This window comes from Chitinophaga varians (assembly GCF_012641275.1).
Taxonomy (GTDB): domain Bacteria; phylum Bacteroidota; class Bacteroidia; order Chitinophagales; family Chitinophagaceae; genus Chitinophaga; species Chitinophaga varians_A.
The window spans coordinates 3,215,646-3,239,892 of record NZ_JABAIA010000001.1 but is presented as its reverse complement, the minus strand read 5'-3'; the positions used below and the strand labels follow the sequence as shown (position 1 = coordinate 3,239,892).

The 24,247-nt window shown below is 44.4% G+C and carries 19 protein-coding genes; 2 read left to right on the top strand and 17 right to left on the bottom strand.

The window, feature by feature from the left end; genetic code table 11:
- Positions 1-9: 9 nt before the first annotated feature.
- The 9 genes from HGH92_RS13300 to HGH92_RS13260 all read right to left on the bottom strand — a co-directional run bounded on the left by HGH92_RS13300 (position 10) and on the right by HGH92_RS13260 (position 11,227).
- Positions 10-1,113, bottom strand: coding sequence for a glycosyltransferase (locus tag HGH92_RS13300; RefSeq protein WP_168871188.1), 1,104 nt, complete (start codon positions 1,111-1,113; stop codon positions 10-12).
- Entirely contained in the window at positions 1,103-2,248 is a 1,146-nt protein-coding gene (gene wecB, locus HGH92_RS13295; protein WP_168871187.1) for a non-hydrolyzing UDP-N-acetylglucosamine 2-epimerase, read from the bottom strand. Before wecB ends, HGH92_RS13300 begins: the two co-directional genes overlap by 11 nt.
- Positions 2,249-2,279: 31 nt before the next feature.
- Complete coding sequence (locus HGH92_RS13290) at positions 2,280-3,173, bottom strand: glycosyltransferase family 2 protein (protein WP_168871186.1); 894 nt, start codon at positions 3,171-3,173, stop codon at positions 2,280-2,282.
- 26 nt (positions 3,174-3,199) lie between these two features.
- Positions 3,200-4,309, bottom strand: coding sequence for a UDP-galactopyranose mutase (gene glf, locus HGH92_RS13285; protein ID WP_168871185.1), 1,110 nt, complete (start codon positions 4,307-4,309; stop codon positions 3,200-3,202).
- 31 nt (positions 4,310-4,340) lie between these two features.
- Positions 4,341-4,739: an acyltransferase gene (locus tag HGH92_RS34325; RefSeq protein WP_211092637.1), complete on the bottom strand. Its 399-nt coding sequence runs from the start codon at positions 4,737-4,739 to the stop codon at positions 4,341-4,343.
- Between the two features lie 257 nt (positions 4,740-4,996).
- A complete protein-coding gene (locus HGH92_RS13275; RefSeq protein ID WP_168871183.1) occupies positions 4,997-6,025 on the bottom strand; it encodes a hypothetical protein in 1,029 nt (342 codons plus the stop codon).
- 60 nt (positions 6,026-6,085) lie between these two features.
- Positions 6,086-7,540, bottom strand: coding sequence for a flippase (locus HGH92_RS13270; protein WP_168871182.1), 1,455 nt, complete (start codon positions 7,538-7,540; stop codon positions 6,086-6,088).
- 76 nt (positions 7,541-7,616) lie between these two features.
- Positions 7,617-8,696, bottom strand: a complete 1,080-nt coding sequence (locus HGH92_RS13265) for a lipopolysaccharide biosynthesis protein (protein ID WP_168871181.1) — start codon at positions 8,694-8,696, stop codon at positions 7,617-7,619.
- 26 nt (positions 8,697-8,722) lie between these two features.
- Complete coding sequence (locus HGH92_RS13260; RefSeq protein WP_168871180.1) at positions 8,723-11,227, bottom strand: SLBB domain-containing protein; 2,505 nt, start codon at positions 11,225-11,227, stop codon at positions 8,723-8,725.
- Between the two features lie 547 nt (positions 11,228-11,774).
- Here HGH92_RS13260 and HGH92_RS13255 point away from each other — a divergent pair.
- On the top strand, positions 11,775-12,275 hold the full coding sequence (locus tag HGH92_RS13255) for an RNA polymerase sigma factor (RefSeq protein ID WP_168871542.1): 501 nt from the start codon (positions 11,775-11,777) through the stop codon (positions 12,273-12,275).
- A gap of 69 nt (positions 12,276-12,344) precedes the next feature.
- Positions 12,345-13,466 (top strand): DUF5009 domain-containing protein, encoded by a 1,122-nt coding sequence (locus HGH92_RS13250; protein ID WP_317166401.1) that lies wholly within the window; start codon positions 12,345-12,347, stop codon positions 13,464-13,466.
- On the opposite strand, the gene HGH92_RS13245 is transcribed toward HGH92_RS13250, so the two are convergent.
- The 8 genes from HGH92_RS13245 to HGH92_RS13210 form a co-directional block, all read right to left on the bottom strand.
- Positions 13,451-14,668 carry a sterol desaturase family protein gene (locus tag HGH92_RS13245; protein WP_168871179.1) on the bottom strand — a complete coding sequence of 406 codons (1,218 nt, stop codon included), beginning with the start codon at positions 14,666-14,668 and terminating at the stop codon, positions 13,451-13,453. The genes HGH92_RS13250 and HGH92_RS13245 overlap by 16 nt on opposite strands.
- Positions 14,669-14,898: 230 nt before the next feature.
- A complete protein-coding gene (locus HGH92_RS13240) occupies positions 14,899-16,311 on the bottom strand; it encodes an RtcB family protein (RefSeq protein WP_168871178.1) in 1,413 nt (470 codons plus the stop codon).
- 13 nt (positions 16,312-16,324) lie between these two features.
- On the bottom strand, positions 16,325-17,074 hold the full coding sequence (locus HGH92_RS13235) for a hypothetical protein (protein WP_168871177.1): 750 nt from the start codon (positions 17,072-17,074) through the stop codon (positions 16,325-16,327).
- A 129-nt stretch (positions 17,075-17,203) separates the two neighbouring features.
- A complete protein-coding gene (locus HGH92_RS13230; protein WP_168871176.1) occupies positions 17,204-18,268 on the bottom strand; it encodes an AAA family ATPase in 1,065 nt (354 codons plus the stop codon).
- 836 nt (positions 18,269-19,104) lie between these two features.
- Entirely contained in the window at positions 19,105-19,671 is a 567-nt protein-coding gene (locus HGH92_RS13225) for a DinB family protein (RefSeq protein ID WP_168871175.1), read from the bottom strand.
- Between the two features lie 562 nt (positions 19,672-20,233).
- Positions 20,234-21,190, bottom strand: a complete 957-nt coding sequence (locus tag HGH92_RS13220) for a hypothetical protein (protein ID WP_168871174.1) — start codon at positions 21,188-21,190, stop codon at positions 20,234-20,236.
- A 54-nt stretch (positions 21,191-21,244) separates the two neighbouring features.
- Positions 21,245-22,327 (bottom strand): PA0069 family radical SAM protein, encoded by a 1,083-nt coding sequence (locus tag HGH92_RS13215; protein WP_168871173.1) that lies wholly within the window; start codon positions 22,325-22,327, stop codon positions 21,245-21,247.
- A 121-nt stretch (positions 22,328-22,448) separates the two neighbouring features.
- Complete coding sequence (locus HGH92_RS13210; protein WP_168871172.1) at positions 22,449-24,230, bottom strand: MutS-related protein; 1,782 nt, start codon at positions 24,228-24,230, stop codon at positions 22,449-22,451.
- Positions 24,231-24,247: the final 17 nt, after the last annotated feature.

The following is a 24,247-nucleotide window of genomic DNA, read 5'->3' as shown; positions in this document are numbered from 1 at the left end:
GACATTAATCTAGTGTAAAAACTTTCCGCTTTTTATGCCCCCTTCAATTAAAGCCTTCATATTGAACTTTTCAATCATTGAGGCCATTCCGACAGCGACATTAATATTGGTTTGATTTTTTTGAGGATGAAGCATTTTTTTGTCCAATGTATCTACATCAAGAAAGGCACAACCCAGCATTTTATAATCTCCAATATTCGGACTCTTGACAATTGGTGTTAGTCCAAATTGCAAATATTCCAACATTTTGGTTGGATTGGCAACCTGATTTACAACTATATCATCTCTGAGAATATACCCGTAATGCGCGAGTGAATAATACGCCCCCAGCATTTTCGGCTCAACTGAGGTGACATGCACCAAGCTTTCATCAATACTAAATTCCCGCAGCATTTGCCGAAACTGTAGTGTTTGCCCACTAAGAATGATTACCCGAATGCCTGGCTGAATGATTTTTTTTATAGACTTCAGCATCAGGGCAATATTCTGCCATTTTTGCGTATTACCACTATATAGTAAGACGATGTCTGTTTCAGCTAATTGCAATTGTTCCCTCACGGAGTTTACAATCCGGGCTACTGGCTGTTCCAGCAGCTTACTGGTAAAAAGTACGTGGTATTGCACAGCGCTTGTCGGATATTTCTGTTTAAAGTGGTTTCTCATGGCCTCTGAAACACAAATACAATGTGCAGCCCGCCGAAACACGGAATATTCGATCCAACCAAGATATCTGGCCCATACGCCTCTCCCATATAACGCCATTTCTTCTGGTACTGCTCCGTGGGCATCTAATATCAGATTACAGCCACGAGGTAGAAACAAACGGAAATACGGTATATGTTTAAACAAATGGATGGAATGGGCATATATTACATTAGCCTTTAAAAGAAACCGGAAGATGATAAAAAACGGGAACAGGGGATTTACCAGAATCTCTTTCACTTTATCATTAATCCGCCGGGTCTTAAATATTGGATGTCGCAACGACAAATCGACATAAATACGATTATATTCACCCAACAATGAATCCACCGCATGAATCCGTTGAACCATGCCGTCTTTAAGCGTTTCAGAAGTCGGGTATCTCCCTAAAACATAAATATCAACTGACATGATCAGCAACTAATTTATCCATGCTTAAAAATTCAACAATCCTGTCGGCAGCCCGGCCGTCTCCATAAGGATTATGAGCAGAGCTCATTCTGTTATAAACGTCCGCATTGTCCAGCAACAAATTCACCTCTTTGACAATTTTTTCATAATTTGTTCCTACCAATACAATGGTCCCGGCTTCGACGGCCTCTGGCCTTTCTGTCGTATCACGCATCACCAATACTGGTTTTCCCAGGCTGGGAGCTTCTTCCTGTACTCCGCCACTATCCGTTAATATAAGATAACATCTTTTCATCAGCCAAACAAAAGCAGGATAAGACAAAGGAGATATCAAATGTACATTTTTCAAACCTTCCAGATACTCGTAGACAGGTTTCTGCACGTTGGGATTCAGATGTACCGGATAAATAATTTGTACATCATCCCTTCCAGCCAGTTCTTTCAATGCCTTACAAATGTTCACAAATCCGTCTCCAAAATTTTCACGTCTGTGACCAGTTACCAATATGACTTTTTTATCCTTTCTAAGTATTTTATCGACAAGTTCGATCTCTTCATCGTTGTAGGTATCCAGCCGTTTCTCTGCCAAAGCCAAGGCATCTATCACTGTATTGCCGGTTATAATAATCTGGTCATCCGAAACAGCTTCTCTTAAAAGATTGGCCTGCGATATCGCAGTAGGTGTAAAATGAATATCAGCAATCCGCCCTGTGAGCTGCCGGTTAATTTCTTCAGGAAATGGGGAATATTTATCGTAAGTGCGCAGCCCCGCCTCAACATGTCCTACCTTAATCTGAGCGTAATATCCGGCAAGCGCTGCCATAGAGGATGTTGTAGTATCCCCATGGACCAGCAGGTAATCTGGTTTAAATTCGTATAGGACAGACTTAATACTTTTCAGGATATTGATAGAAACATCAAAAAGATCTTGTCCCGGTTGCATGATAGCCAGATCATAATCAGGCTGTATATCGAAGAAAGAAAGTACCTGGTCTAACATATGTCTATGCTGGGCAGTAACACATACCTTCGTAATGAAATTGTTGGAAGACTCCATCAACTTCTTTATAACCGGCACCATTTTAATAGCTTCCGGCCGAGTTCCAAACACTACCAATACCTTTTTCTTTTGCATAAATATTTTTTGATACTGAATAAAAGAGCACTTATGCTTTAATAATAATTCCTATTTTTTTAAACAAGCCTCCTCTTTCTTTCCCGATCAAGCTATATACTAATAAATGAAGTACATATATCAGCTTGGCCATCCAAAATGTCACCAGCCCCCCTGTCTTCCTGAAATACAACATTTGACTGCTTGTAAACAGGCGGTATCTCCTATAGTTAAATTCTCCCCGGTTAGCATGAGAAGCTCCCTCAAGATGAACAACCCGGACCTGAGGAATAAGTACTGACTTATATCCCAGTTTTCCAATCCGAAAAGAAAGTTCTGTTTCCTCAAAATATAGAAAAAAATCTTCATCGAAACCTCCGGTCTCCTCCATTACTTTTCTTCGAACAAACATATCAGCACCTGATATATAATCCACAGCCCTAATCGCCGATTCCGTGTTAATAACGCCGATGGACAACTTCGATCTGTAATAGTTACTATATAGCTTATGCAGCCCGATTGATGAAATGGCTTCCAATAGTGACGGGAAATTACCATAGGAAGCCATCTTTTGATTATCCCCCGAAATCAACTCTCCGCCACAAACAGCTACATCAGCATTTGATGGCTGGTCCATAAACTGAACAAAAGACAATATGGAATTATCAATCAGATACGCATCCGAGTTTAGCAGAAATACATACCTTGCCCTAGACATCCGGACGGCCTGGTTATTAGCTCTTCCAAACCCTACATTTTCTGAGTTTACAATTAATTTAATGTCCGGAAATCGCTCCCTGACAGCCTCGACTGTACCATCTGAGGACGCATTGTCTACAACAATAACCTCATAAGAGACTCCGCTGGTAAATTTTTTTACGGAATCAATACTATCGAGCGTTAAATCCCTGGTATTATAGCTTACAATTATTACTGAAACGTCCATCTGTTTTAGTTAACTCTCAATAGTTGCTATAGATCAAATGTGCGAGACACCTCTTTTAAGCAGGACCCAATAACCTGATGCATGTCATAATATCTATATTCAGCTAACCTGCCACCAAAGATTACTTGATGACACTCCTCCGCAAGCTGTTTGTACTGACCGAATATTTTAGTGTTTTTTTCATCATTAATAGGATAATATGGCTCGTCCGACTGCCCCTTCCATTCCTTAGGGAATTCTCTCGTTATTACCGTATGTTTTTGGGTACCAAATTCAAAATGCTTGTGTTCAATAATCCTCGTATACGGAACTTCACGCTCTGTATAATTTACCACCGCATTACCCTGAAAATTTGCTATTTCCAATCTCTCATGTTCAAACCGTAATGACCGGTATTCCAGAAAACCAAAACGATAATCAAAGAACTCATCTATCTTTCCTGTAAAAACAAGTTTATCAGCCAGCGAATCGAAGTACGCTTTATCCTCGAAATAGTCGCAACCAAGCTTTACCTCTATCCCCTCCAGCAGCCCGTCAATTAGCTTATTGTATCCACCAACAGGAATGCCCTGATACTTGTCGTTAAAGTAATTATTATCATAGGTAAACCTTACCGGAAGCCTCTTAATAATAAACGCCGGAAGTTCAGTTGCTTTTCTTCCCCACTGCTTCTCCGTATATCCCTTAATGAGACGTTCATATATATCAGTACCCACCAGAGATAACGCCTGTTCTTCCAAATTGGCCGGTGCTTTAATATTCAGGCTGCTCACCTGTTCCTGAATAATATGTTGCGCCTCAGCTGGCGTTTTTACTTTCCACAACTGGTAAAAGGTATTCATGTTAAATGGCAGATTATAGAGATCCCCTTTATACACAGCTACTGGTGAGTTCGTATATCTGTTAAATTCAACAAATGAATTCACATAATTCCATATGGCGCTGTCATTAGTATGAAAAATATGCGCTCCATACTTATGTACATTAATTCCGTCAACATTCTCACAATAAACATTGCCCCCTTTGTGAGCCCGCTTATCAATCACCAAACATTTCTTTCCCCTTTTTTTCGCTTCATGCGCAAACACTGCCCCATATAGCCCAGAGCCAACAATCAGAAAATCATATTGTTTCATTATCACTTAACAATTTACTTTTGTTCTTTTATTAGAGAATGCTTTTGATAACTTTTGCAGGGTTGCCACCAACAACAGCATAAGCAGGAACATCTCTCGTAACCACAGCATTTGCGCCAATGATTGCTCCCTTTCCGATGGTCACGCCCGGCATTACCACCACACCTTCTCCAATCCATACATTGTCATGAATAATAACCGGCCCTTTAGAATACAAATTTCTATCGCTTGGAGAAATATCTTTTTCTAGTGCATCAATCTTCCCATGAAAATGATCCGTGATAAAGACTCTACTGGCTACTAAAACATTGTTTCCAATTATGACCTGGTTAATGCAGGCAATGTGGCAAAAATCATTCAATGTTACATTGTCGCCTATGCTGATCTCAGGAGTAAAAGAATCGTTTTTAAAATAGCCAACCGCTTCCATCCGCAGATGTCCATTTGAAAAAAAATTATTCCCTATTGACACAAATTCTCCCCCCCAGATATGGGCAGGATAACAGAAAAAGGGGTACCCTTGAATATGTTTAAATCTGCCGCAAAGCCTTGCACTATATAGAAGATTGCGTAAATATTTTATATACGTTGATATCCTTTGAAAAATCGGCAAAGAGAAAATCGATAAAACAGAATATAATATTTTCTTCCGCATAACTTATGATTAAAACAGATATCTGTAGTTACTCAGGATCTGGTAACAATAAATATTTGCTTGACCTGGTGAACAAAATCAGCCTGCTCTCTCAAAATTCTCTCTTTGTAGAATGCAAAATCCTTAATGCATTCCTCATAATTTTCTAATACTTCATTTAATACCGCTACTATACTGGCCATGCCGGACGCTTCGCTCAGTTTATATTTGTTATAAATACTCACATCCTCAAAATAACCAGCAGACCCCCTCCTATTTGTTATAATGCAACAATCATTCAACGCCGCTTCTCGGGGAATTCTATCCTTACCGGGATGATACCCAAAATCAATGTAAATCTTAGCTGTCTGGAATTCCCGAATTAGCTGCTGCCTGGACATATTTTGGAGGGGCACCCATTTTATGTGTGGAGCTGCCGCCATAATCTTCCTGGTAAATTCAAATCCTTTTTTCGGATTATAAAGAATCTTGTTTTCACGGCCTATCACTTCTTTCCTTGACGAAAAACTGGTGTTTATATAATCCGTCAGCGGAAGGACCTCTCTAAACCCCTTGCTATAAAGAAAATGTTGTGCATACTCTGACTGGTAACAGCTAACCGCATCTAGATTTGTTAAAGCCTTCAAAGAGATATAGTCCTTGAATAGAGCAAATTTCAACAGCCTTTTTCCCAAAACTTTACATCCCTGCTTAAAGTCCCATCCGAAATAGTCAAAGGCACTCAGATAGTCACGGGAACAAATAAAAAAGTTATCAACGCTTAACCACCATAGTAATAACTGACAAGGTCCCACTTCTTTAATCCGGTCAAAAATAGCTTCATATAACACAATCACGTTTTCAGAAGCCTGCACAATACGTGTAGCCACCCTTAAGTTATATGCTTTATAATCAGCAGGCACTTCAACCTCAGCAGAGGGGCGATCAAAATAATAGATATATGCTTCTATATTATTCACATTCAACTCATGTACCAATTGATGCAATAACTCCGCTCCTCCTGTAACCACCCCTGCCGGGCAATAGACAAATATTTTACTATTTTGGGTAATCTTTATCATCTTACTGTTATTAATCAGAAGTGGCCATTTGACTACTGCAGGCCGCTCATATGTTTTATACTATTTTTTCAGGGTTTTAAGCCTGCTCATCAATACTGTTTTTCCTTCCAGCAACAATGGATTGCGAAATATCCATAACTGTGAAGCAAAATAGGCCAACCCACAACAAATAATCGTCGCCACCAATTTAATTGCAAAATTCATTTGTATAAATGAAAACAAGAACATAATCGGGTAAAATGGAAGGCAGCAAATAATGGCAACAACTACTACTTTATAACTAAATCTGAACCTGACATATTTGAAGGCAAAATAACCTGAGACGAATGTTACCACCAATTCTGTGAGCACGTTAGTAACTGCCGCCCCAATATAGCCTAAAAAAGGAATGAGGAAGAAGTTAAGCCCAATACTTAAAAACATCCCGATACTCACTGTTTTAAGCAAAACCTTTTCCTTTCCAATCGGAATCAGCACCTGCATCCCAAAAATATTACTGAGGCCTATCAGAAACATTAAAAAAGAAGTTATTTTCAAAACGATCACAGACTCCTGAAACGCATTCCCGGCAAACAACAAAACTATGTCAGAAGAAAACAACAAAAGCCCGACGCCAACAGGAATACTTAGCAGAATAACATATCGGTATGAATTTGTCAGCAGAGCCCTCGCTTCTTCCATTCTTTTTTCAGAAAATGCAGCCGCTAACCGGGGCAACATCACCATCGAAAAAGCCGAGAGTAATGCCAATAAAACGCGATTCAACTTCAACGGTGTGGTATAAAATCCAACCTCTTCCGTATTTCTAAGAAACCCTAATAAGATACTATCTAATAAGACATAAACACTGATGGCAACATTTGACGAGAATATATACACCAAAGGGCCGAGATGGCGTTTTATATTCAAATTTTTAAATGATAATGTTATTTCCCGGCGAAGAAAATAAATATTGACTAGGCTGTTACAAATGATCGACAGCAATGTAATTCCATAATACAAGGCCGTATCAGTTGGCTTACGGACCCATAAGAACAATAGAACAATAGAGAGTATCCGGATAAGAAAAGCCCGTACCGCAATAAGTGAAAATTTTTCCATTCCCTGAAAAAACCACTCACTTGGAAAAACACTAACAAACAGTATGACAGAACCTATCCAAAAAAGCCCTCTGTTATGATAAAGCTTCGGGATAAATGAAAAGAGCAGGACATAAATCAGGCATAAGATTATAGTCAATGAAAGATGCAGAAAAAATAACTCAGAAAAAACCTTTGAGAGGTTTTCTTTGCTATTTTTCACTTTAGCAATTTCCCTAATCCCATATAAAGGAATTCCTAATGCAGCAAAGAGAATAAGATACTGAGTAATACTATCGACAAAGTTGACCGCCCCTAGCCCTTCCGGGCCCAATATTCTGGTAACATAGGGAAAAGTAATCAGTGGAAACAAAACCTGACTAACCGAAAGAAGTGTATTATAAAAAACATTTTTGTGAATTTTTATGCCTCCCATTTTACTATTTTCTCTCTGACTCGATAATATATTTTCATATTTTGTGCGTTCATTAATATACCCCTCCTGAGAGTGATCAACTACCTTTCAAAGCAGACTGAATAACCCGTCGAATAATAATATATGAAACTGTGATAAACCCAAATAATATTGCACCAATAACAAAGCACTTGATTCTTCCCGGACGGCTTTTTGCCAGCGGTAAAATAGGTGAGTCCACAATCTGTATAATCGGAGTTTCCTGAGACATAGCCATACGGCTCATTTCAAGATTTTTGACGATCTCTCCATACATCGTTTGTAAAACAAGTTTATCCCTTGTCAGTAGCTCAGTATTAACTGTTGCTAAACGTCGGGCAGGATTAAGATTCAGGTCCTGCGAAACTGCAGCAGAGTATGTCTTTTTGTTTAATAACGCCTCAAGAGAGTCTGCCTTAGCCTGCAACTTGTCAACATTGGCCTTCGTTCGTTTGGTTTTTGTTTGCACATAAAAATCAATAGCCTCAGCAACAAGTTTTTCTGTAAAAGCTTTACTGAAATTTTCGTTTGTACTGGCACAGGTAACATGAATAAACCCGAGCTTTTTATCAGGCTTTGCAACAGCCAGATTGCCTTTCTTTATGTTCTGGCCTATCTCAAATATTATACTGTCCTGAAGTCTTGAGAACCTGCTTCTCACCTCACCACTTGGAAAGCTGATTTGAGACAACCCCGGTTTATCTTTCCATGTCTCTCGCAGATTATTTATATCAATGTATAAATCCGCGAGGGTTTTCCTTTCCTTACCTACATCTATTGACGACAGCAAAGCCTTTTCGATTATATATCTTGATCGTAAGAATTCCAGGATATTCTCTCCGGAAAAAACGCCGCTTCCGCCACCACTGGATAAGTCAATTCCAAACTGACTTGCAAGGCCGGCATAGGCACCTAGTGGATTAGATTTTCCATCCTCCATAACGAAGGTGAGCTCGGCCACATACAATGCCTTTTTCCAATATGCGTAAGTAATTCCTATTGCCCCACCAACCAAGGAAATCAGCACTATAATTACCAGCTTGCTAACCAGGTAACGCCACCACTCCACTAATTTTAGAATAAACTCCTTAACAGACAACTCATCTGATGGACGATCTTGAGCTCTATTTGTTTCCATATCCATTTTTCTAAGACTACTAAGTACTACTTAATTGTATTAAGGATAGTCACAATTACCAATGCCACAGATGCCAATCCACTGGCAATGGCTACACCTTCTTGACCATTCAGACCTTTTCTTTCTTTCCTGGTAGGTATATAAATTTCAGCTCCTGGCTTCACCTTTGGATATGAATTAAAGAAAAACACTTTTTTAGTGTTCTTCACTTCTCCATTAGCATATACTATGTAAGCCCTCCGCTTCATGGCCTGTGCAGTGAAACCTCCTGCACCATGGATATAATCCTTAAACTTATATCCACCATCAAACCGCACCTTCTTCGGGAAATAAACTTCTCCAAACAACTGCACTGTCTGTAGTTTCTTGGGCACTCTGATCACATCCCCTTCTTCCAGCAACAAATCATATTTAGATCCGGGATGTTTCATGATATGGTCCAGATTAATACCCAGCAATTGCTCCTTGCGGTCTACAGCGGCCTGCACGCGTGCAATGTCGGTACTGTCCTGCAGCTTATTATAGAATACCTGCAGCTTGTTGGCCAGCAGTGAACTATCGCTTTCATTGATAAACGTCTTACGCATCATTACCGCGCCTTCCGGGTATGCTTCCGGACGGAGGCCACCCGTTCTTTTTATCAAATCCGAAATACGCTCCGAACGGTTGTTGATCGTATAATCACCAGGATACACCACCTCTCCGCTGATCATCACATTAGCCTGTGACGCATACGCCGGCGACTTGCGAACCACCACTTCATCAAAAGGTTGTAATACAAAAGCCTTCGCTTCCGGATTGTTACTGAGGTCAGCATTGATATTGAACCGTTCTACAATCGCTTTGGTGCTGTCTTTCGGATCATACATTCCACCACGTTTCCTGCGGGAGATTTCCACTTCCTGCAGGGAAGCTGCGTCAGTAAGCCCGCCTGCTATCAGGATAAGGTCTTCCAGCCGCATGCTGTCGGCATAGTTAAAATAGCCCGGTTTATTCACCTCTCCGTCAATTCTCACTTCATATTCTTCACGAAGATCAAATTTGGAATAGATCATCACACTGTCTTCTTTCTGTAACCGCATGGCTGACTTACCTGACAGCGCATCCTGTACATTGAAGTTAATAAAGGAGGGTGTATAGTCCGATTGTAAACGACGGATCAGCCCTCTTGACAGAGCAGCATTTTCTTTCACGCCATCGGCCCGTTTAATCAGGTCGCTGATGGTCATATTATCTTCCAGCGCATAGTTGCCAGGATGAAAAACGGCGCCGGTAATGGTCACCCGGTTGCTGAACCGGTTCAAAATAGAATCAATAAAAAACTGGTCCCCGGATTTTAATTTAAACGAAGCTATTTCACTGGCCGGAACATTCACCACTTCCCGCTCTTTATTGTTTACGCGGTAAGCCCGGATAACATCGCGGAAAGACCTGTCCGTATAGCCGCCGGCGTAATCAAGGATCTGCTGAAGCGTTTCATTGTCCTTCGCTTCAAAGATGGCCTGCCGCTTCACTTCCCCAATCAGTTCCACCCGTGTCTTATAGGGGTTTACCTTCACAATGTCCTGGTCCTGCAACACAATGTTATTGCTGAGGTCGCCCCGGGCAAGGAAATCGTACAAGTCAAAAGTAGCTGCGGTTGAGCCATTACGGATCACCTGTATATTGCGGAATGACCCATTTTCCGTAGGGCCACCTGAAACATACAACGCGTTTGCCACAGTGGCCAGTGAAGGGATCGTGTAGGAACCAGGGTTCACTACCTCTCCAATCAACAATACCCGGATACTACGGATATTACCCAACGAAATCTGAACGGAAGTGTTGCCAGACTTTATACCACTGTAAATGGTCGCTAATTGCTTGGTAATCCTGTTTTTAGCTTCCTCCATGGTTAATCCGTTCACATACACCGGCCCCAGGTTGGGGATACGGATATAGCCGTCAGGCGTTACTTTCAGACGATGCTGTACCTCGGAATATCCATATACATCTATGAGAATTTCATCATTGGCAGCCAGACGATAATTGGGCGGCGTTGGCATTTTGAGGTTGGGTTCAAACGTCAGGTTCTTATTGTTAAAAAGCTCCGATCCGAAAATCTTCTTACGACGCTTTTCCCTTTCCCGCTCTTCCCGGGTTTGTGGCTTTTCTTTGCTCCCAGTCGTGGTGTCTTCGGTCATATCATCATCGACCTTGCGGCTACCTTCCTCATCCTCCTTGTCCTTTTTGTTTTTCTCCTTGTTCTTCTGGTTCTGGTCCAGCTCTTTGTCCAGGCCCATCTGCTGGATACGGCTTTTCAGCTTGCTCACCTCAATATCAGGAATACCCTTCTGTTGTGCATAGGTGTCAATATCTGAAAAAGACATATTATTCTTTTTCATCTCAGCCACCAGCTGACGCACCTGATCGTCGCTCAGATTGTCAACCTTCATCTGCCGGATTTGTTCTTTGGATAATGCTGGATTCTGCGCGGTCACACAATAGCCAATAAACAGGAAAAGCTGTAGCAGCAATAATTTTCTGAACATGTATTAATAGGATAAAAACTTCTCGAATACCTTTCTGGAAAACACTTGTAAGGTGCCATACCCCTGAGGGGGTAGCCAAACAAGCTGCAAATCTATTAAAAATAACATATAAATGTGACAGGAATCGGTTTAGCTAACCGTTTTGTTTTGAAATCGTTAGATAATTTCCGATAAGCGTTGGAACATATACCCGCTTCCTCCGGCAAGGTTAACAAAAATAAAAGTACTTCGGTAAGTTTCCTATTAACTTTAAGTATATTATAATATAAAAAAATTATTAATCCATCACCCTCAATATAACTGAAACATTTTCAATCCATTTTTCCCTTTTTCTCGTTAATACTATCAGAGAGTCATGCTGATCAGACCTGTTGTTATTTTCTGACCACCCAGAATCAATTTTTAAGGCACCGGACCACTCAAAAAACCATATAGCAACCAATAACATATCCTTAAACCATTGTAAACCAGTTTTTTATTAAATATTCTGTGAAAGCTTGACGCTGTGCGGTTCCGTTCATTCAGTTAAGCCAAAACCTGAAACATGATGTCATCTGTTGAATTTAACACCTTGCTTGTCGGAAACGCTGATTTCCTGAAACCCTTTGCGTTTACCCTTACCAAAGATGCTGAACAGGCTAAAGACCTATACCAGGAAACCCTGTTCCGGGCCCTCTCCAACCAGGAAAAATACCTGGAAGGCACTAACATCCGCGCCTGGCTGTTTACCATTATGCGTAACATCTTTATCAACCACTACCGGAAAAAAGCCAAAAACCGGATGATAGCCGAACCCAGTGTCAGCGATTTTTTCCTCAATTACCAGCAAAGCCCCACCAGCAACAAAGCAGACACTAACCTCCGGATGAAAGACATACACGTCGCGGTCTATCACCTCCCACAAATCTTTAAACAACCGTTCCTCCTGTATTACGAAGGATACAAATACTTTGAAATAGCAGATATCCTCCAGGAACCGCTCGGGACCATCAAAAGCCGGATCCACTTCGCCCGTAAAATACTCAAGACCCAGGTGCTGCGGCACTAACTTACCAGTTGCGTTCCTTCACTATAATAGTTATCTTGGCGAATTACCAAACAACCAAATAATCCTATAGTGACTGCATCGCAACGTTTCTTATCACTGGACGTCTTCCGCGGACTGACGGTAGCCGCCATGATCCTCGTCAACAATCCCGGTAGCTGGGAGTATGTGTACGCGCCACTGGAACATGCCAAATGGCACGGCTGTACGCCCACCGACCTGGTATTTCCCTTTTTCCTCTTCGCCGTAGGCAACGCGATGAGCTTTGCCATGAAAAAATACGCCGAAGCCGGCAACGCGGCGGTTATCCGGAAAATACTCACCCGCACCCTGCTGATATTCGGTATCGGCCTGCTGCTCAACTGGTTCCCTTTCGTGAAATGGGCCGATGGCCAGCTGGTCATGAAACCCCTCAGCAGCCTGCGCATCCTGGGCGTATTCCCCCGTATCGCGCTCTGCTACGGCGCTGCAGCTTTCATTGTCCACTACCTGAAAGACAAAGGCGCCTTCGTGGCAGCCTGCGTTATCCTGCTCGCCTACTGGTTCGTCCTGATAGCTTTCGGCACCGGCGACCCGTATAGCCTCGAAGGTTATGCCGGCCTGCCGCTCGACAAGTTGATCCTCGGAGAAAATCATATGTACAAAGGAGAAGGAGTACCCTTCGACCCGGAAGGCATTCTCAGCACTTTTCCCGCTATCTGCAATGTTATCTTCGGATACCTGGCCGGTAAATTCATCCAGGAAAAAGGTAAAACCTATGAAATGCTCGCCCGCCTGATGATCATGGGATGTATCCTCATCTTCGCCGCACTCTGCTGGGACATGGTATTTCCTATCAACAAAAAAATATGGACCAGCTCCTATGTGCTCTACACAGTAGGCATCGCACTGCTGCTGCTCTCCATCCTCATGTATATCGTAGAGTTCCGCGGGCTCACCAGGTGGACGACCTTTTTCACTGTATTCGGTAAAAACCCGCTCTTTATCTACGTGCTGTCCGGCGTAGTGGTAAAGTTATACCTGCTGATACGCCCTGTGCCCGGCCAGAATATGTATTCCTGGCTGTACCAGAACGTCTTTCAGCCCATCGGCGGCAATATGGTAGGCTCCTTCCTGTTTGCCCTCTTCCATGTATGCGCGTTCGCCGCCATAGGCTACTGGATGGACAAAAAGAAAATCTACGTACGGGTATAACCGTATACCAGCCGGTAATACCGCTCTTTCAGCCGCGACTGGAAATAAAGCGCCGTTGTTAATACCAGCGCCGCCAGTGTAAGCAGGGAAGGATGCGGCCAGTAATAGTACAAGGCAAAACACAAAACGCTGTAACGGGCATACTCCAGGTAAAACACCCAGCGTTTCTGCTCCAGGATGGCGCCACAGTTCATCAGCGTAAGCAGGATCAACAGTGAAACACATACCTGTACAAATACCGGCACATAGTGCTCCAGCAATAAAAAAACAAACAATAATGTGAGTGTGGCAGCCATCTGCCACACCACATAATTATTTAGTTTAGGCGTTTCCGTTATAGTGCGGTCCCTTACCAGGAACGTTTCTTCCAATACCTCCCGCGCCGCAGGATCTACATAATCAGGCTTTCCAAAAACCACCCGCAGCTTGCTCCGCCATCCGTTCGTTCTCCTGACGGAATACCACATCTCCAGTATAAAATGAAAATGCTGCCATAGAAAACTGTTGCTCTCGAGCGGTTTGGTAAGACCATATACGGGCTCTTCTTCCTCTTTCTGAAAAGTACCAAACAGCTTGTCCCAGATAATGAATACATCGCCGTAGTTTTTATCCAGGTACTTCGGGTTGCTGGCATGATGCACCCGGTGATGTGACGGCGTCACCAGAATGTACTCCAGGATGCCCAACTTCCCGATGGTACGGGTATGAATGAAAAAAGGATACAACCCGTGCACCAGCAACATACTGGTGATCATCGCCGGCGGAAATCCGATAACCGGCAATACCGCCCAGAACCCCGTACGGATAAACGCCTGGAAAACGGTGATACGGGCAGATACCGTATAGTTGAACTCCTCACTCTGATGATGCACCACATGCGCGCACCAGAACAAAGTCACCTCATGTGCCAACCGGTGATACCAATACCAGATAAAATCAGTACAAACCAGCAACGCCACCCATAGTAGCACGCCGGGTTTGATATCAAACAAGGCGTAGTGCCGGTGCAGGTACTCATATAGAAAATAAAAAATCCCTACCGTGAAGGTATCGAGCAATCGCTCAGCAATGCCTACACTGATGTTGGCCACGGAATCCTTGAACTTAAAATAACGCTTCCCTTTTTTGTGTGCCACCAGATACTCCAAACCCATGAATGTCAGAAAAAAAGGAACCGCCAATGCCAGAAAATTCAAATGCACTTTGATAAAAATTTTAACTGCTAAAAATGAAAACACAGGTATCCCCGCATGGTGCCAGCCCATGTGCAGGGGTTTTGTAAATCTTGTTATTGGTGGTAACTGGTAACAATATTAGAAAATATATTTCTAATATCCTACTAAATTTGTAGACTATAAAAAACAAAGGGCGGAAAACAGCTGACAGCCGTCTCCCGCCTTTGCGACATTGCATATATCTATTTAGTCATCAACTAGTCTTCCGCTGGTCCGCCATCGGCCATCCGCACCATTTTAGGCTGGAACTGACCTACAACCTCCACCAGATCGGCCTGCGCGGCCATCACGGTATGGATGTCCTTATAAGCCCCTGGCGCCTCGTCCAGTCCACCCCCGATCAGGGTTACGCCATTATCCTGTAGCATTTTCCTCATTTCCTCGTTGGTAATGGAAGCGATGGCTTTTGTACGCGACATCTGCCGTCCGGCGCCGTGCGACGCGGAATGCAGGCTGGTAGTTTCACCTTTTCCCCGTACAATAAAGCCGGGCGCGGTCATAGAGCCGGGAATAATACCCAGCACGCCTTTCCCTGCGGGAGTAGCGCCTTTACGATGTACAATCAGCTCTTTGCCATGATGCATTTCCTTCCAGGCGAAGTTATGATGGTTCTCCACCCGCGCCAGCATAGTGGCGCCCATCTCAGCGATCAGCCGTTTATGGATCAGGTGGTGACATGCAGAAGCGTAATCACCGGCCAGGTTCATCGCCAGCCAGTACTCCTGCCCTGCTTCTGTGTTCAGGTCCAGCCACGCCAGGTGCTGTGCGTCTTTTGGCAACACACAAAGCTCTTTGGCCAGCCGGGTATAATGTCCGGCTACCTGTGCACCCAGGCCACGCGACCCGGAATGCGACAACACGGCCACATAATCACCTGGGGCCAGGCCCCATTCGTTGCCGGCATCGGTGATGGTCACCACGCCCCATTCCACAAAGTGGTTGCCGGAACCGGAAGTTCCCAGTTGACCGGCGGCTTTGGCCTGCAGGCTACGCAGTATCTGAATTTCCCTGAACTCGTTTCTTTCCAGTACGGCATCGTCGTCATTCCTTTTCCACTCGGCGCCGGCGCCGAATTTGGTTTTGTTCTTCAGGGCCTTTTCATATTCACCGGCTTTGGTGGTCAGGCTATCTACCGGCAGGTCCAGTATGCTCAGACACATACGGCATCCGATATCCACGCCAACGCCGTAAGGTATCACGGCGTTCTCTGTGGCTAATACACCACCTATCGGCAAACCATAACCCTGATGAGCATCCGGCATCAGTGCGCCGGCAACGGCAACGGGCAAACGCACAGCATTGTTCAGCTGACGGACCGCGCCTTCTTCAATAGCGTCGCTACCAAAAATGGCGTAATCTACCGCCTGCTCGCGCAATGGTATGATTTCAGGACGCTCCTCCGGTATCAGCGCGGTAGCTACCTCCGCCCATACCGCATCTTCGGTATAAGCGGCCGGATCAGCCAGCACCTTGGCCAGGACGGTTTCTATTTCTTCTGCTGTAGCCGTTGCGTAATGTTGGGCAATAACGTCAATGGCTGTACTAATTACAGGGCCCTGTGGGTAACCTAAGGCGCGTAATTGTTTCCCGGTCATTTTCAATTCAGACATAATGGGGGTTTATTCAATCAATGATATCGTAATATTCCTCCTGCATTATCTGCAGCAGGTTTTTATTTTTATACGGGTCTTTGTTTTTCCCGGCAGGGTTCCAGCGCTTCCAGCTATTGTGCCTGCTTTGTGTCAGCCAGTGCATGCGAGGCTCTAGCCGACGGCTGGTAATATAGTTGTTCAGTTCCTGTATCTGCGATTCCAGCACGGGATCAACTATACGCTGATGGGTTAATATATGAGGCCGTACACGCAATACGAAACGCCAGGGCTCTTTAAACACCATAACAGGCACTTCTTTGTTACCATACCTCGGCATTTCCATCCGTTCCTCAAAAAGGGCGGCTTCCTCGTGTGTAAACCGGAGTTTTTGAAACTCCGACAGGGAAAGGGTACGCAGAAACTGTCCTTTGTCTACCCATACCTTTTTACCACGCACCCGCTTCTTCTTTTTAAAATCCTTGCGATGAAAATATTCCTTTGTGTTGATTTTAAGAAGAATATTCTCAAAAAATGATGCCTGTTTTCCACGGGCCACATCATCTCTCAATACAAAGAAACGCACATACCCTTTCTGTACAGGCGGTTTCAATGGCACATAAAGCGGTTCACGGGTTCTCCGCCAAAGCTCCCGCTGGTATTTATCCAGCCTCAGCAGCTCTTTATCTCTTGCTGTAATTACTGCACGGCGTTTTTGTCTCGCTGTTTTAAGCCGTGCAGACGCGATATAATATTGTAATTCGTCTGAAAATAACTTGTCCATAACACATGGTCTGGTGAGTTTTTAATCTCGTTCACCGATCGGTGGAAACGATGTACCATCGGGTTGTATACAGACAAGTAATTCTTTTTCATGACTAATAATATTTTTAATGAGATGATGAATGTTTGTTTATACTGTTTCTTCCAGCAGCGTTCTCCTGAAACCGATCACATTTTTCGGGCTTTCAAAAGAAGGCTCGTGCTGGTTGGCTATTTCTGCGATACTCATGGATTTGTTGATCACGGTATCATAGCCTAAATGTTTGGACAGCTTTTGTGCTTTCGCCGCGGAGAGCTTCTTAAACTCATACTTGGCGATCAGCCTGCCTTTGCGCAACAGCGCGCTGTCAATGGCAGACAGGTCACTGTTGAAGGAGCACACCAGCTGTATGTTCAGGCAATCCGCCAATAGTCCGTCTGACAAATTAAGCAGGTTAGACACAGAGGAATTGCCGCTGAACTTCCTGTCCATGATCACGTTTTCGGCGTCTTCAATAATCACTACGCAATTAGGATTGTCAATCAGCAGTTCCATGAACTCCGGGTTCATGATATTGTGCGCCAGGTCGGGCGATACGAACAGGATACGTTTTTTGATTTTGCCGATGAGATAACGCAGATACGTGGTCTTACCGGTTCCGGGGATGCCATGCAACAGTACAATGCCTTTATCTTTGTCTTTGCGCAGGCGCTGTTGTATCACCTTGTCCACTTCGCGGAAATCATCTTCATAAAACAGTCCGATGTCCAGCTTGGTGCGTTTGATCTCCATGCTCTTCAGTTCCAGTCCCTTCCGGCCGCTGACGATGAGATTGATTTCATGTGGTTCACGGCGCTGCTTTTCTTTATAGCGTGTAACCGTCTCCGTTATCTTTTCCACAAACGCGGTGTCTTTACCATCGTGCAATATCTCCACCCAGGAATGCCAGAAGGCCACTACACTGTTGTTATTGAGCACCAATACAGTTTGTGCGTGTTTGTATTTTTTCTTTTTCGTATCATAATCGGTATAGCGGTAGGTATGCAGTATCATGCCTTCAAATGCTTTCACAAATGCAGCTTCTGCTTTTTCTCCGTCTATGTCGTAGATGTTATTGATATTGGGTATACTGTTAAAATGAACGGTATACACTCCTTTGGGCGCAAAATATTCTCCATCGGTTATATCTATCTGGTTATTGACCATCGCTTTCATTTACTGTTGCACTTTTAAAATTAGTCTTCCCTGATAGTGATTTACCGGAGCCCTGTGGGCTCCAGGCAAATCATGCTTATCATTTCCGGTACATATAGGTACCTCTTTTGGGGGGGAAGTTACAAGTTATCCTCTTGATAACCTGAAGATGGGGGTTAATTCAAACAGAGACGAAAAAAAATATCTTTAAAGGAGATTAGTCAGCGGAGCAGGATTACTCCGCTACCTGTTTATAAAATGTACCTCCTCAAATAATCTTTTTACGGTGAACACAAAAAAACCCGGTCTGTTTTACACGGACCGGGCTACTAACGTCAACGTATATACTACGTTAAGGCATGCCGGGTCCGATTAGCGTCAATGCGATTGATGCTATCTTCAAATCCCTTACTGCGGCGCATTTCAGCGTTCAGTAGCCGATTTTTTATGGTGTTCCGTGGTGATATCATTATCTAAATCAACATAAAAAAAGCCCGGACCAATTGATCCGGGCTTCTGTTATATGATACAAATATATTTGTACTACCTGTAACTATGAAACGCCCGGAACCCGCCCCCATCTTGCGTGCCGCAAGGGATTGCTGATTCCATATTTAAATTAAAGCGTACCATTTTTTACAAGTGTTTACCTATTATCAATTTTTAACGATGCAAAGATAATGTGATAAATAGTGATAATGCAAATTTTTAACAGACTTTTTTCAAAAATTTTTTCTATGTAGATAAAAATAGTGTCGGATCCTGACTGCATAAAAAAACCGGAAGTGCGCATACTTCCGGTTGCTGTAATCGAATAAGGATAACAAAAACAGATGTTGTCGGTCGACCAAAAAAAATCAGATCAGAACGGCGCTTTCTTCATATTCCTTTTCCAGTCTTTTCATCTGGCGGATATGGCGTTCTATATGTTTAGTCAGGAAATAGATGTACTGATAGATATCGAGCTTGCCCAGATGGTTAACGGACATGTTGGTGAATACCAACACGCCTTCCCCGTTTTTAAGCAAAGAAAGATTGTACATGCATTGTGCATACTGTTGTTTCAGCAGCACTTTTACTTCCTGCATATCTTTAAGGCCTGTAGGCTCCATGTGTTCGGGTCTTACCCATCCGAAAGACTTGCTGCTGATCACGTCGATCTGGCTGAATTTCTCCTGGTAATCTGCCGGCAGCACAACGGTATGGCCGTTTCTTTTACGGTCAAGCGCCCTGCGGGTACTTTTGTTGATGATCAGTAACAGGAAGTAATTAGTGAGGGTAATATGTTCCAGCACTTCCCGTATGCTCCATTGATCGCGGTCCGGTTTGAAATCCAGCAATGCTGGTTCTTTGTCAAACCAATTGTCCAATTCTCTGAAATTGGTGAGTAAAGCCTCTCTTACAACTTGAATAACGTTCCTCATATACTAACGTTTTTGGGGTTATGCACTGTACCTGTCTATACGAAATCAAATGGGCTTAGCACATAACATTCATAAAAAAATTGTTTGCCATTTCTGTGCCGGATTTCCCGTGAAATAAAAAACCCGGCCGTATTTACGGACCGGGCAATCATGTAATGGGTTACGTTACATTACTGCATACCATGTCCGTATGGCTTTTTTAAGGCAAAGCCATTCCCTTTACACCAGATGGTGTATTGAATATTTTGACCAGTTATCGTCTGAAGTTCTTTCACTGTCGTCATTTCAGTACTGCTTCAAAAGCAAAAGGTCCCGCCTCTTTGAGTGCGGGACCTTTGTTTATATCGTTTGATAACTATCGTTAACAATCGGTGCAACGTGCCCGCAATCCGTCGTAGACCTGCTTTTGCTTGCAGGCCATCGCAATAATCTTATATGTTGACAGAAGTTGCACTAAGAAATTTGTTGTTTGCTACAAAGGTAGATTTTATTTTTTTTATTACACAATAATATAGCCTACTTTTTTTATAGAGTTAACAATTAGTTTATATTCCCGGGCCGCTCATTTTTTCATTTGCTGCATCTGTTGCAGGATCTGCCGGTTTTGCTGCTGTAATTTTTCAATTTCCTCCTGCTGACGGATCAGATGCAAAGTCAGTTCCTCGACCTTTTTCAATAGCCGGGCGTTCATATCCCCCAGGTCCAGCCCCGCACTGTCCACCTCTTTGGCGGATGGCATTTCCGGCAGGTGCTTGTGCTGCTGTATAAAGGCAGCAGTGCTTTTCAGCGACGGGAGCAGATAGTCTTTCTCAAATACATAATCCGGCCAGGCGCCTTTGGCCTTTACCTTGACACGTTCAGCGATCATAGACCCGGCAACAGCCAATTGGTAACCGGCGGTTTGATGGGTGCCGATGCCGACGGTGTTATCAAGTGCAGATATAAACAGGGCAGGATTGGCGGCATAATTTAAAGCAGCATAATTGTCTGCCCCCGGAGCACCCTGAAAGTATAACCCGTGACCAAACCGGTCTACATTGGCGCCCATTCTAATCCCATAAGATTGGTTAATGCTGGTATGGTTCACGAATTCGAGCGCATATGCCCCGTTGTTGCCATCCTTTCCAATGTTAAACTGCTCGAAGTTATAGACACCCGGAAAGCTGATCAGTCCACCGCGTTGCAACACCACTTTGGACCATGGTGTAGCGGGATCATTATTGGTTTTGCGGAAATACAGGTCCTGATCATAGAAACTACCTGCAAACTGCATGGCGAAATTATTTGCCGCATTGGCATGCCGTACATCCAGCAAATGCCACCAACTGGTGGCTCCCGAAGGATAGTTAACCGGTGCATTGGTCTGGAAAAAACCGGAAAGGGCGCCGGCATCTCCCCGCAACCCGGCATCATTTCTGTATTCAGTACGGGAATTCCAATCTCCCCAGACAACATTTGTCTGCGCTACAGCAGCCACAGAACTGCCCGCCAACAGGGCTAACAAGCATAATTTCTTCATAGATAAAGGGTTTTATAAACGGGTAAAACAATTTCACCCAAGATACTCAATCCCTTAAAATAAACTCAACTGACTGGTGGGCCTCCGGAAAGACTCCGTATTAAACTCAAACCGCTCCTGGTTTAACCCGTTCTTTTTTACGTGTAGCCGGAACTGTTGGCGTATCAAATCAGCGATATTCCCTTCCCCGCGCATCCGGCGGCCAAACTCACTATCGTTCACATTGCCGCCATGCATGCTCTCTATCTGGTGCCATACTTTATCTGCACGGTCAGGGAAGTTTTTATAAAGCCAGTCATTAAAGATGATCTTCACCGCATCATTCAACCGCACTACGGTATAACCGGCATATTTGGCGCCATTGGCAGCAGCCATCTCCAGCAGCCGGGGTATCTCATGGTCATTCAGCCCGGGAATCATAGGTGCGGTCATAACACCAACAGGCACACCGACTTCACTCAGCTCCTTCACAATTTTGAACCGCTGTGCCGCAGTAGTGGTACGGGGCTCCATCTTCTGCCGCAGCTCCTCCTGTAAGGTGGTAATAGACACATACACACATACCAGTTTCTCCTGTGCCAGCTGCTGCAGCAGGTACCGGTCTCTCAGTACCAGCGAATTTTTAGTGATGATGCCCACCGGTTGTTTATATTCCAGCGCTACCTCCAGCAACTGCCGCGTAAGCCACATCTTACGCTCCACCGGCTGGTAACAGTCCGTATTCCCCGAAAGAGAGATAGGCTTGGGCACCCAGTTTTTGTTGTCCAGGAACTTGCGCAGCAGCTCCGGCGCATTATGTTTGACAATAATCTTCCGCTCAAAATCCAGTCCGGCGCTCAGCCCCCAGAACTGATGGGCATTACGGGCATAACAATAAATACAGCCATGCTCACAGCCCTGATAAGGGTTCATGGAATACCACATCCCTACGTCCGGACTATCCACCTTGTTGACCAGCGTCTTGGCATGCTCCTCAAATACCTGGGTAGGTACATCTGCCTGCCACCACTCGTCAATCCCCTCCACATGCTCCTGTACATATTCTCCCTTCAGGTATTTGTTCCACGGATTTAACTGCGCACCACGTCCTTTGTAATAAGGGGTTTCAGATCCCCCTTCCTGGAATGGCAATGTCATACACTAAATATTTTAGTAAAAATACTAAATATTTTGTCATTTCTTTATTTAGGTATTTTATTATTTGATCAAGCCAGGGCTTACTAAAGGCTCCGATCAAAATAATCAAATAACAAAATATCTAAATAATCTCCATCTGTTTCATCAGGAAAGTGGCGTTTTTATTACGCGCAATGCCAGGCCGGATACGGTAATCGAAGAAAAGGTGATCGTCCTGGATAGTACTTTCAAAGCAATAGTTCCGGATCTTATTGGGATAATTATCTTCCAGATGCCCCAGCTCGAGGTCATGGGTAGCAATCATGCCCAGACAGTTATAGGAAAGAAAATGTTCTATCAGGCTGCGGGAACCGGACAACTTATCTTCTGAATTGGTGCCCTTCAGGATTTCATCGAGAAGGATAAACACCCGCTCCCCTGTTTTCAGCTGGACAATAATATGCTGCAACCGTAACAGCTCCGCCTGGAAATAGGAGGTGTGGCTGGCGATGGAATCTTTAATACGCATGGAAGTCATGATACGCATAGGGGTAAATACCAGCCTGTCTGCACATACCGGCGCACCGCACATGGCCAGCAGCAGATTGGCCCCCACACTGCGCAGGAAAGTGCTTTTGCCCGACATGTTGGAACCGGTAATGATCAGGAAACTGGCATCCCGGCCAATATGGCCGTCGTTTTTTACAGACTCGGTTTCCGGAATCAACGGGTGTCCTAAACCCACTGCTTCCAGCAGCATTGGCTCGGCCTGCGGCTGTGGATAGGCATACGCAGGATGGTTAAAAGCAAAAGTGGCCAGGCTGTTCCATACCTCCAGCTGTGCGATCACGCCGAACCACTTGTCTACGGCCGTTTTATACTGTTCCTTCCAGCGCTCCAACCGCAGGATGCAATGCAGATCATAGAGAAACAGCGAATTGAGGGCAATACCCACCAAGAGGTTCAGACGCTGGTCAAAGGCAGAACTGATGCGGGACAACTGATGCAGCGCCACATCGGCCTCCCGGGCCGTCTCCTGTTGCTGCCGCAGCAGCACTGACTGCTCAAAGGAACCTTTGCGTATCAACCCCAGTAACAGTGCAAACTTCTCCAGGATACGCTCTTTCTGGGAAATCAACTTGTACTGCTCCAGCAGCTTCGGCTGAATGCTGAGCAATACCAGCCAGTTGACCATAATCATACCAATGAAAAGATAATAGTGCCCCAGGTAGGAACCTGTTGCCACTGCCGCGACAGTCAGCAGCGGGAACAGCCACCGCGCTATCCCCATAAATTTGTTGTGAATGAACGAGAATGGCATATCAAGCCATAATGCCAGCTCACGGCGGTCGCTCGCCTCTTCTTTGGCCAGCATGGCATTGGCGGTAAGATGCTGACGGAAATCTATTTCCGGCGCCAGTACTTTCAGGGCCTCCTGTGTTTCCAGGATCTGTGCTATGTTCAGCATAGGCGCGCCCAGTGAAGCAGCCAGTTGCTGCTTACCAGACAAAGTCCCTGTACGGTTGATCGCCTGAAATATCGACGCCTGGCCAAATACGTCCAGGTCCCCGGAATAGTCATGCTGATCATTGATAAACTCATGACCGTCCTCAAAAGAGGATGTCCAGGTAGTGGCCTGCTGAAGCTCTTTCTGGTTCAGGTCCAGCAGCGTTTTTAACAGCGCCAGCTGCTGCAGCGACTGGTTATGCCGTTTAAGGAAAAAGCCGAAAGCCACCACACCCACGGCTGCCGCCAGCAACCACACGACTTCCCTCCCCTGGCGGAAATACAGCACCACCCCTGCAACGATCAGCAGGAAACTCAGTAACCGGGACCAGGACAACAGCGATGTCCGCCGCTTCTCCTTATCAATAGCCTGCTGAAATTCGTTGATCCGTTGCTGGTATAGATGAGGGTGTTCCATTACACACATTTTTAAAA

Bases quoted from the DNA above. Each gene is read 5' to 3' on its own strand.
- HGH92_RS13225 (WP_168871175.1), bottom strand. From the start codon at position 19,671: ATGAGGAACGTTATTCAAGTTGTAAGAGAGGCTTTACTCACCAATTTC.
- glf (WP_168871185.1), bottom strand. From the start codon at position 4,309: ATGAAACAATATGATTTTCTGATTGTTGGCTCTGGGCTATATGGGGCA.
- HGH92_RS13255 (WP_168871542.1), top strand. From the start codon at position 11,775: ATGTCATCTGTTGAATTTAACACCTTGCTTGTCGGAAACGCTGATTTC.
- HGH92_RS13230 (WP_168871176.1), bottom strand. From the start codon at position 18,268: ATGAAAGCGATGGTCAATAACCAGATAGATATAACCGATGGAGAATAT.
- HGH92_RS13235 (WP_168871177.1), bottom strand. From the start codon at position 17,074: ATGGACAAGTTATTTTCAGACGAATTACAATATTATATCGCGTCTGCA.
- HGH92_RS13300 (WP_168871188.1), bottom strand. From the start codon at position 1,113: ATGTCAGTTGATATTTATGTTTTAGGGAGATACCCGACTTCTGAAACG.
- HGH92_RS13260 (WP_168871180.1), bottom strand. From the start codon at position 11,227: ATGTTCAGAAAATTATTGCTGCTACAGCTTTTCCTGTTTATTGGCTAT.
- HGH92_RS13265 (WP_168871181.1), bottom strand. From the start codon at position 8,696: ATGGAAACAAATAGAGCTCAAGATCGTCCATCAGATGAGTTGTCTGTT.
- HGH92_RS13275 (WP_168871183.1), bottom strand. From the start codon at position 6,025: ATGATAAAGATTACCCAAAATAGTAAAATATTTGTCTATTGCCCGGCA.
- HGH92_RS13270 (WP_168871182.1), bottom strand. From the start codon at position 7,540: ATGGGAGGCATAAAAATTCACAAAAATGTTTTTTATAATACACTTCTT.
- HGH92_RS13220 (WP_168871174.1), bottom strand. From the start codon at position 21,190: ATGAAGAAATTATGCTTGTTAGCCCTGTTGGCGGGCAGTTCTGTGGCT.
- HGH92_RS34325 (WP_211092637.1), bottom strand. From the start codon at position 4,739: ATGGAAGCGGTTGGCTATTTTAAAAACGATTCTTTTACTCCTGAGATC.
- HGH92_RS13240 (WP_168871178.1), bottom strand. From the start codon at position 16,311: ATGTCTGAATTGAAAATGACCGGGAAACAATTACGCGCCTTAGGTTAC.
- HGH92_RS13290 (WP_168871186.1), bottom strand. From the start codon at position 3,173: ATGGACGTTTCAGTAATAATTGTAAGCTATAATACCAGGGATTTAACG.
- wecB (WP_168871187.1), bottom strand. From the start codon at position 2,248: ATGCAAAAGAAAAAGGTATTGGTAGTGTTTGGAACTCGGCCGGAAGCT.
- HGH92_RS13210 (WP_168871172.1), bottom strand. From the start codon at position 24,230: ATGGAACACCCTCATCTATACCAGCAACGGATCAACGAATTTCAGCAG.
- HGH92_RS13215 (WP_168871173.1), bottom strand. From the start codon at position 22,327: ATGACATTGCCATTCCAGGAAGGGGGATCTGAAACCCCTTATTACAAA.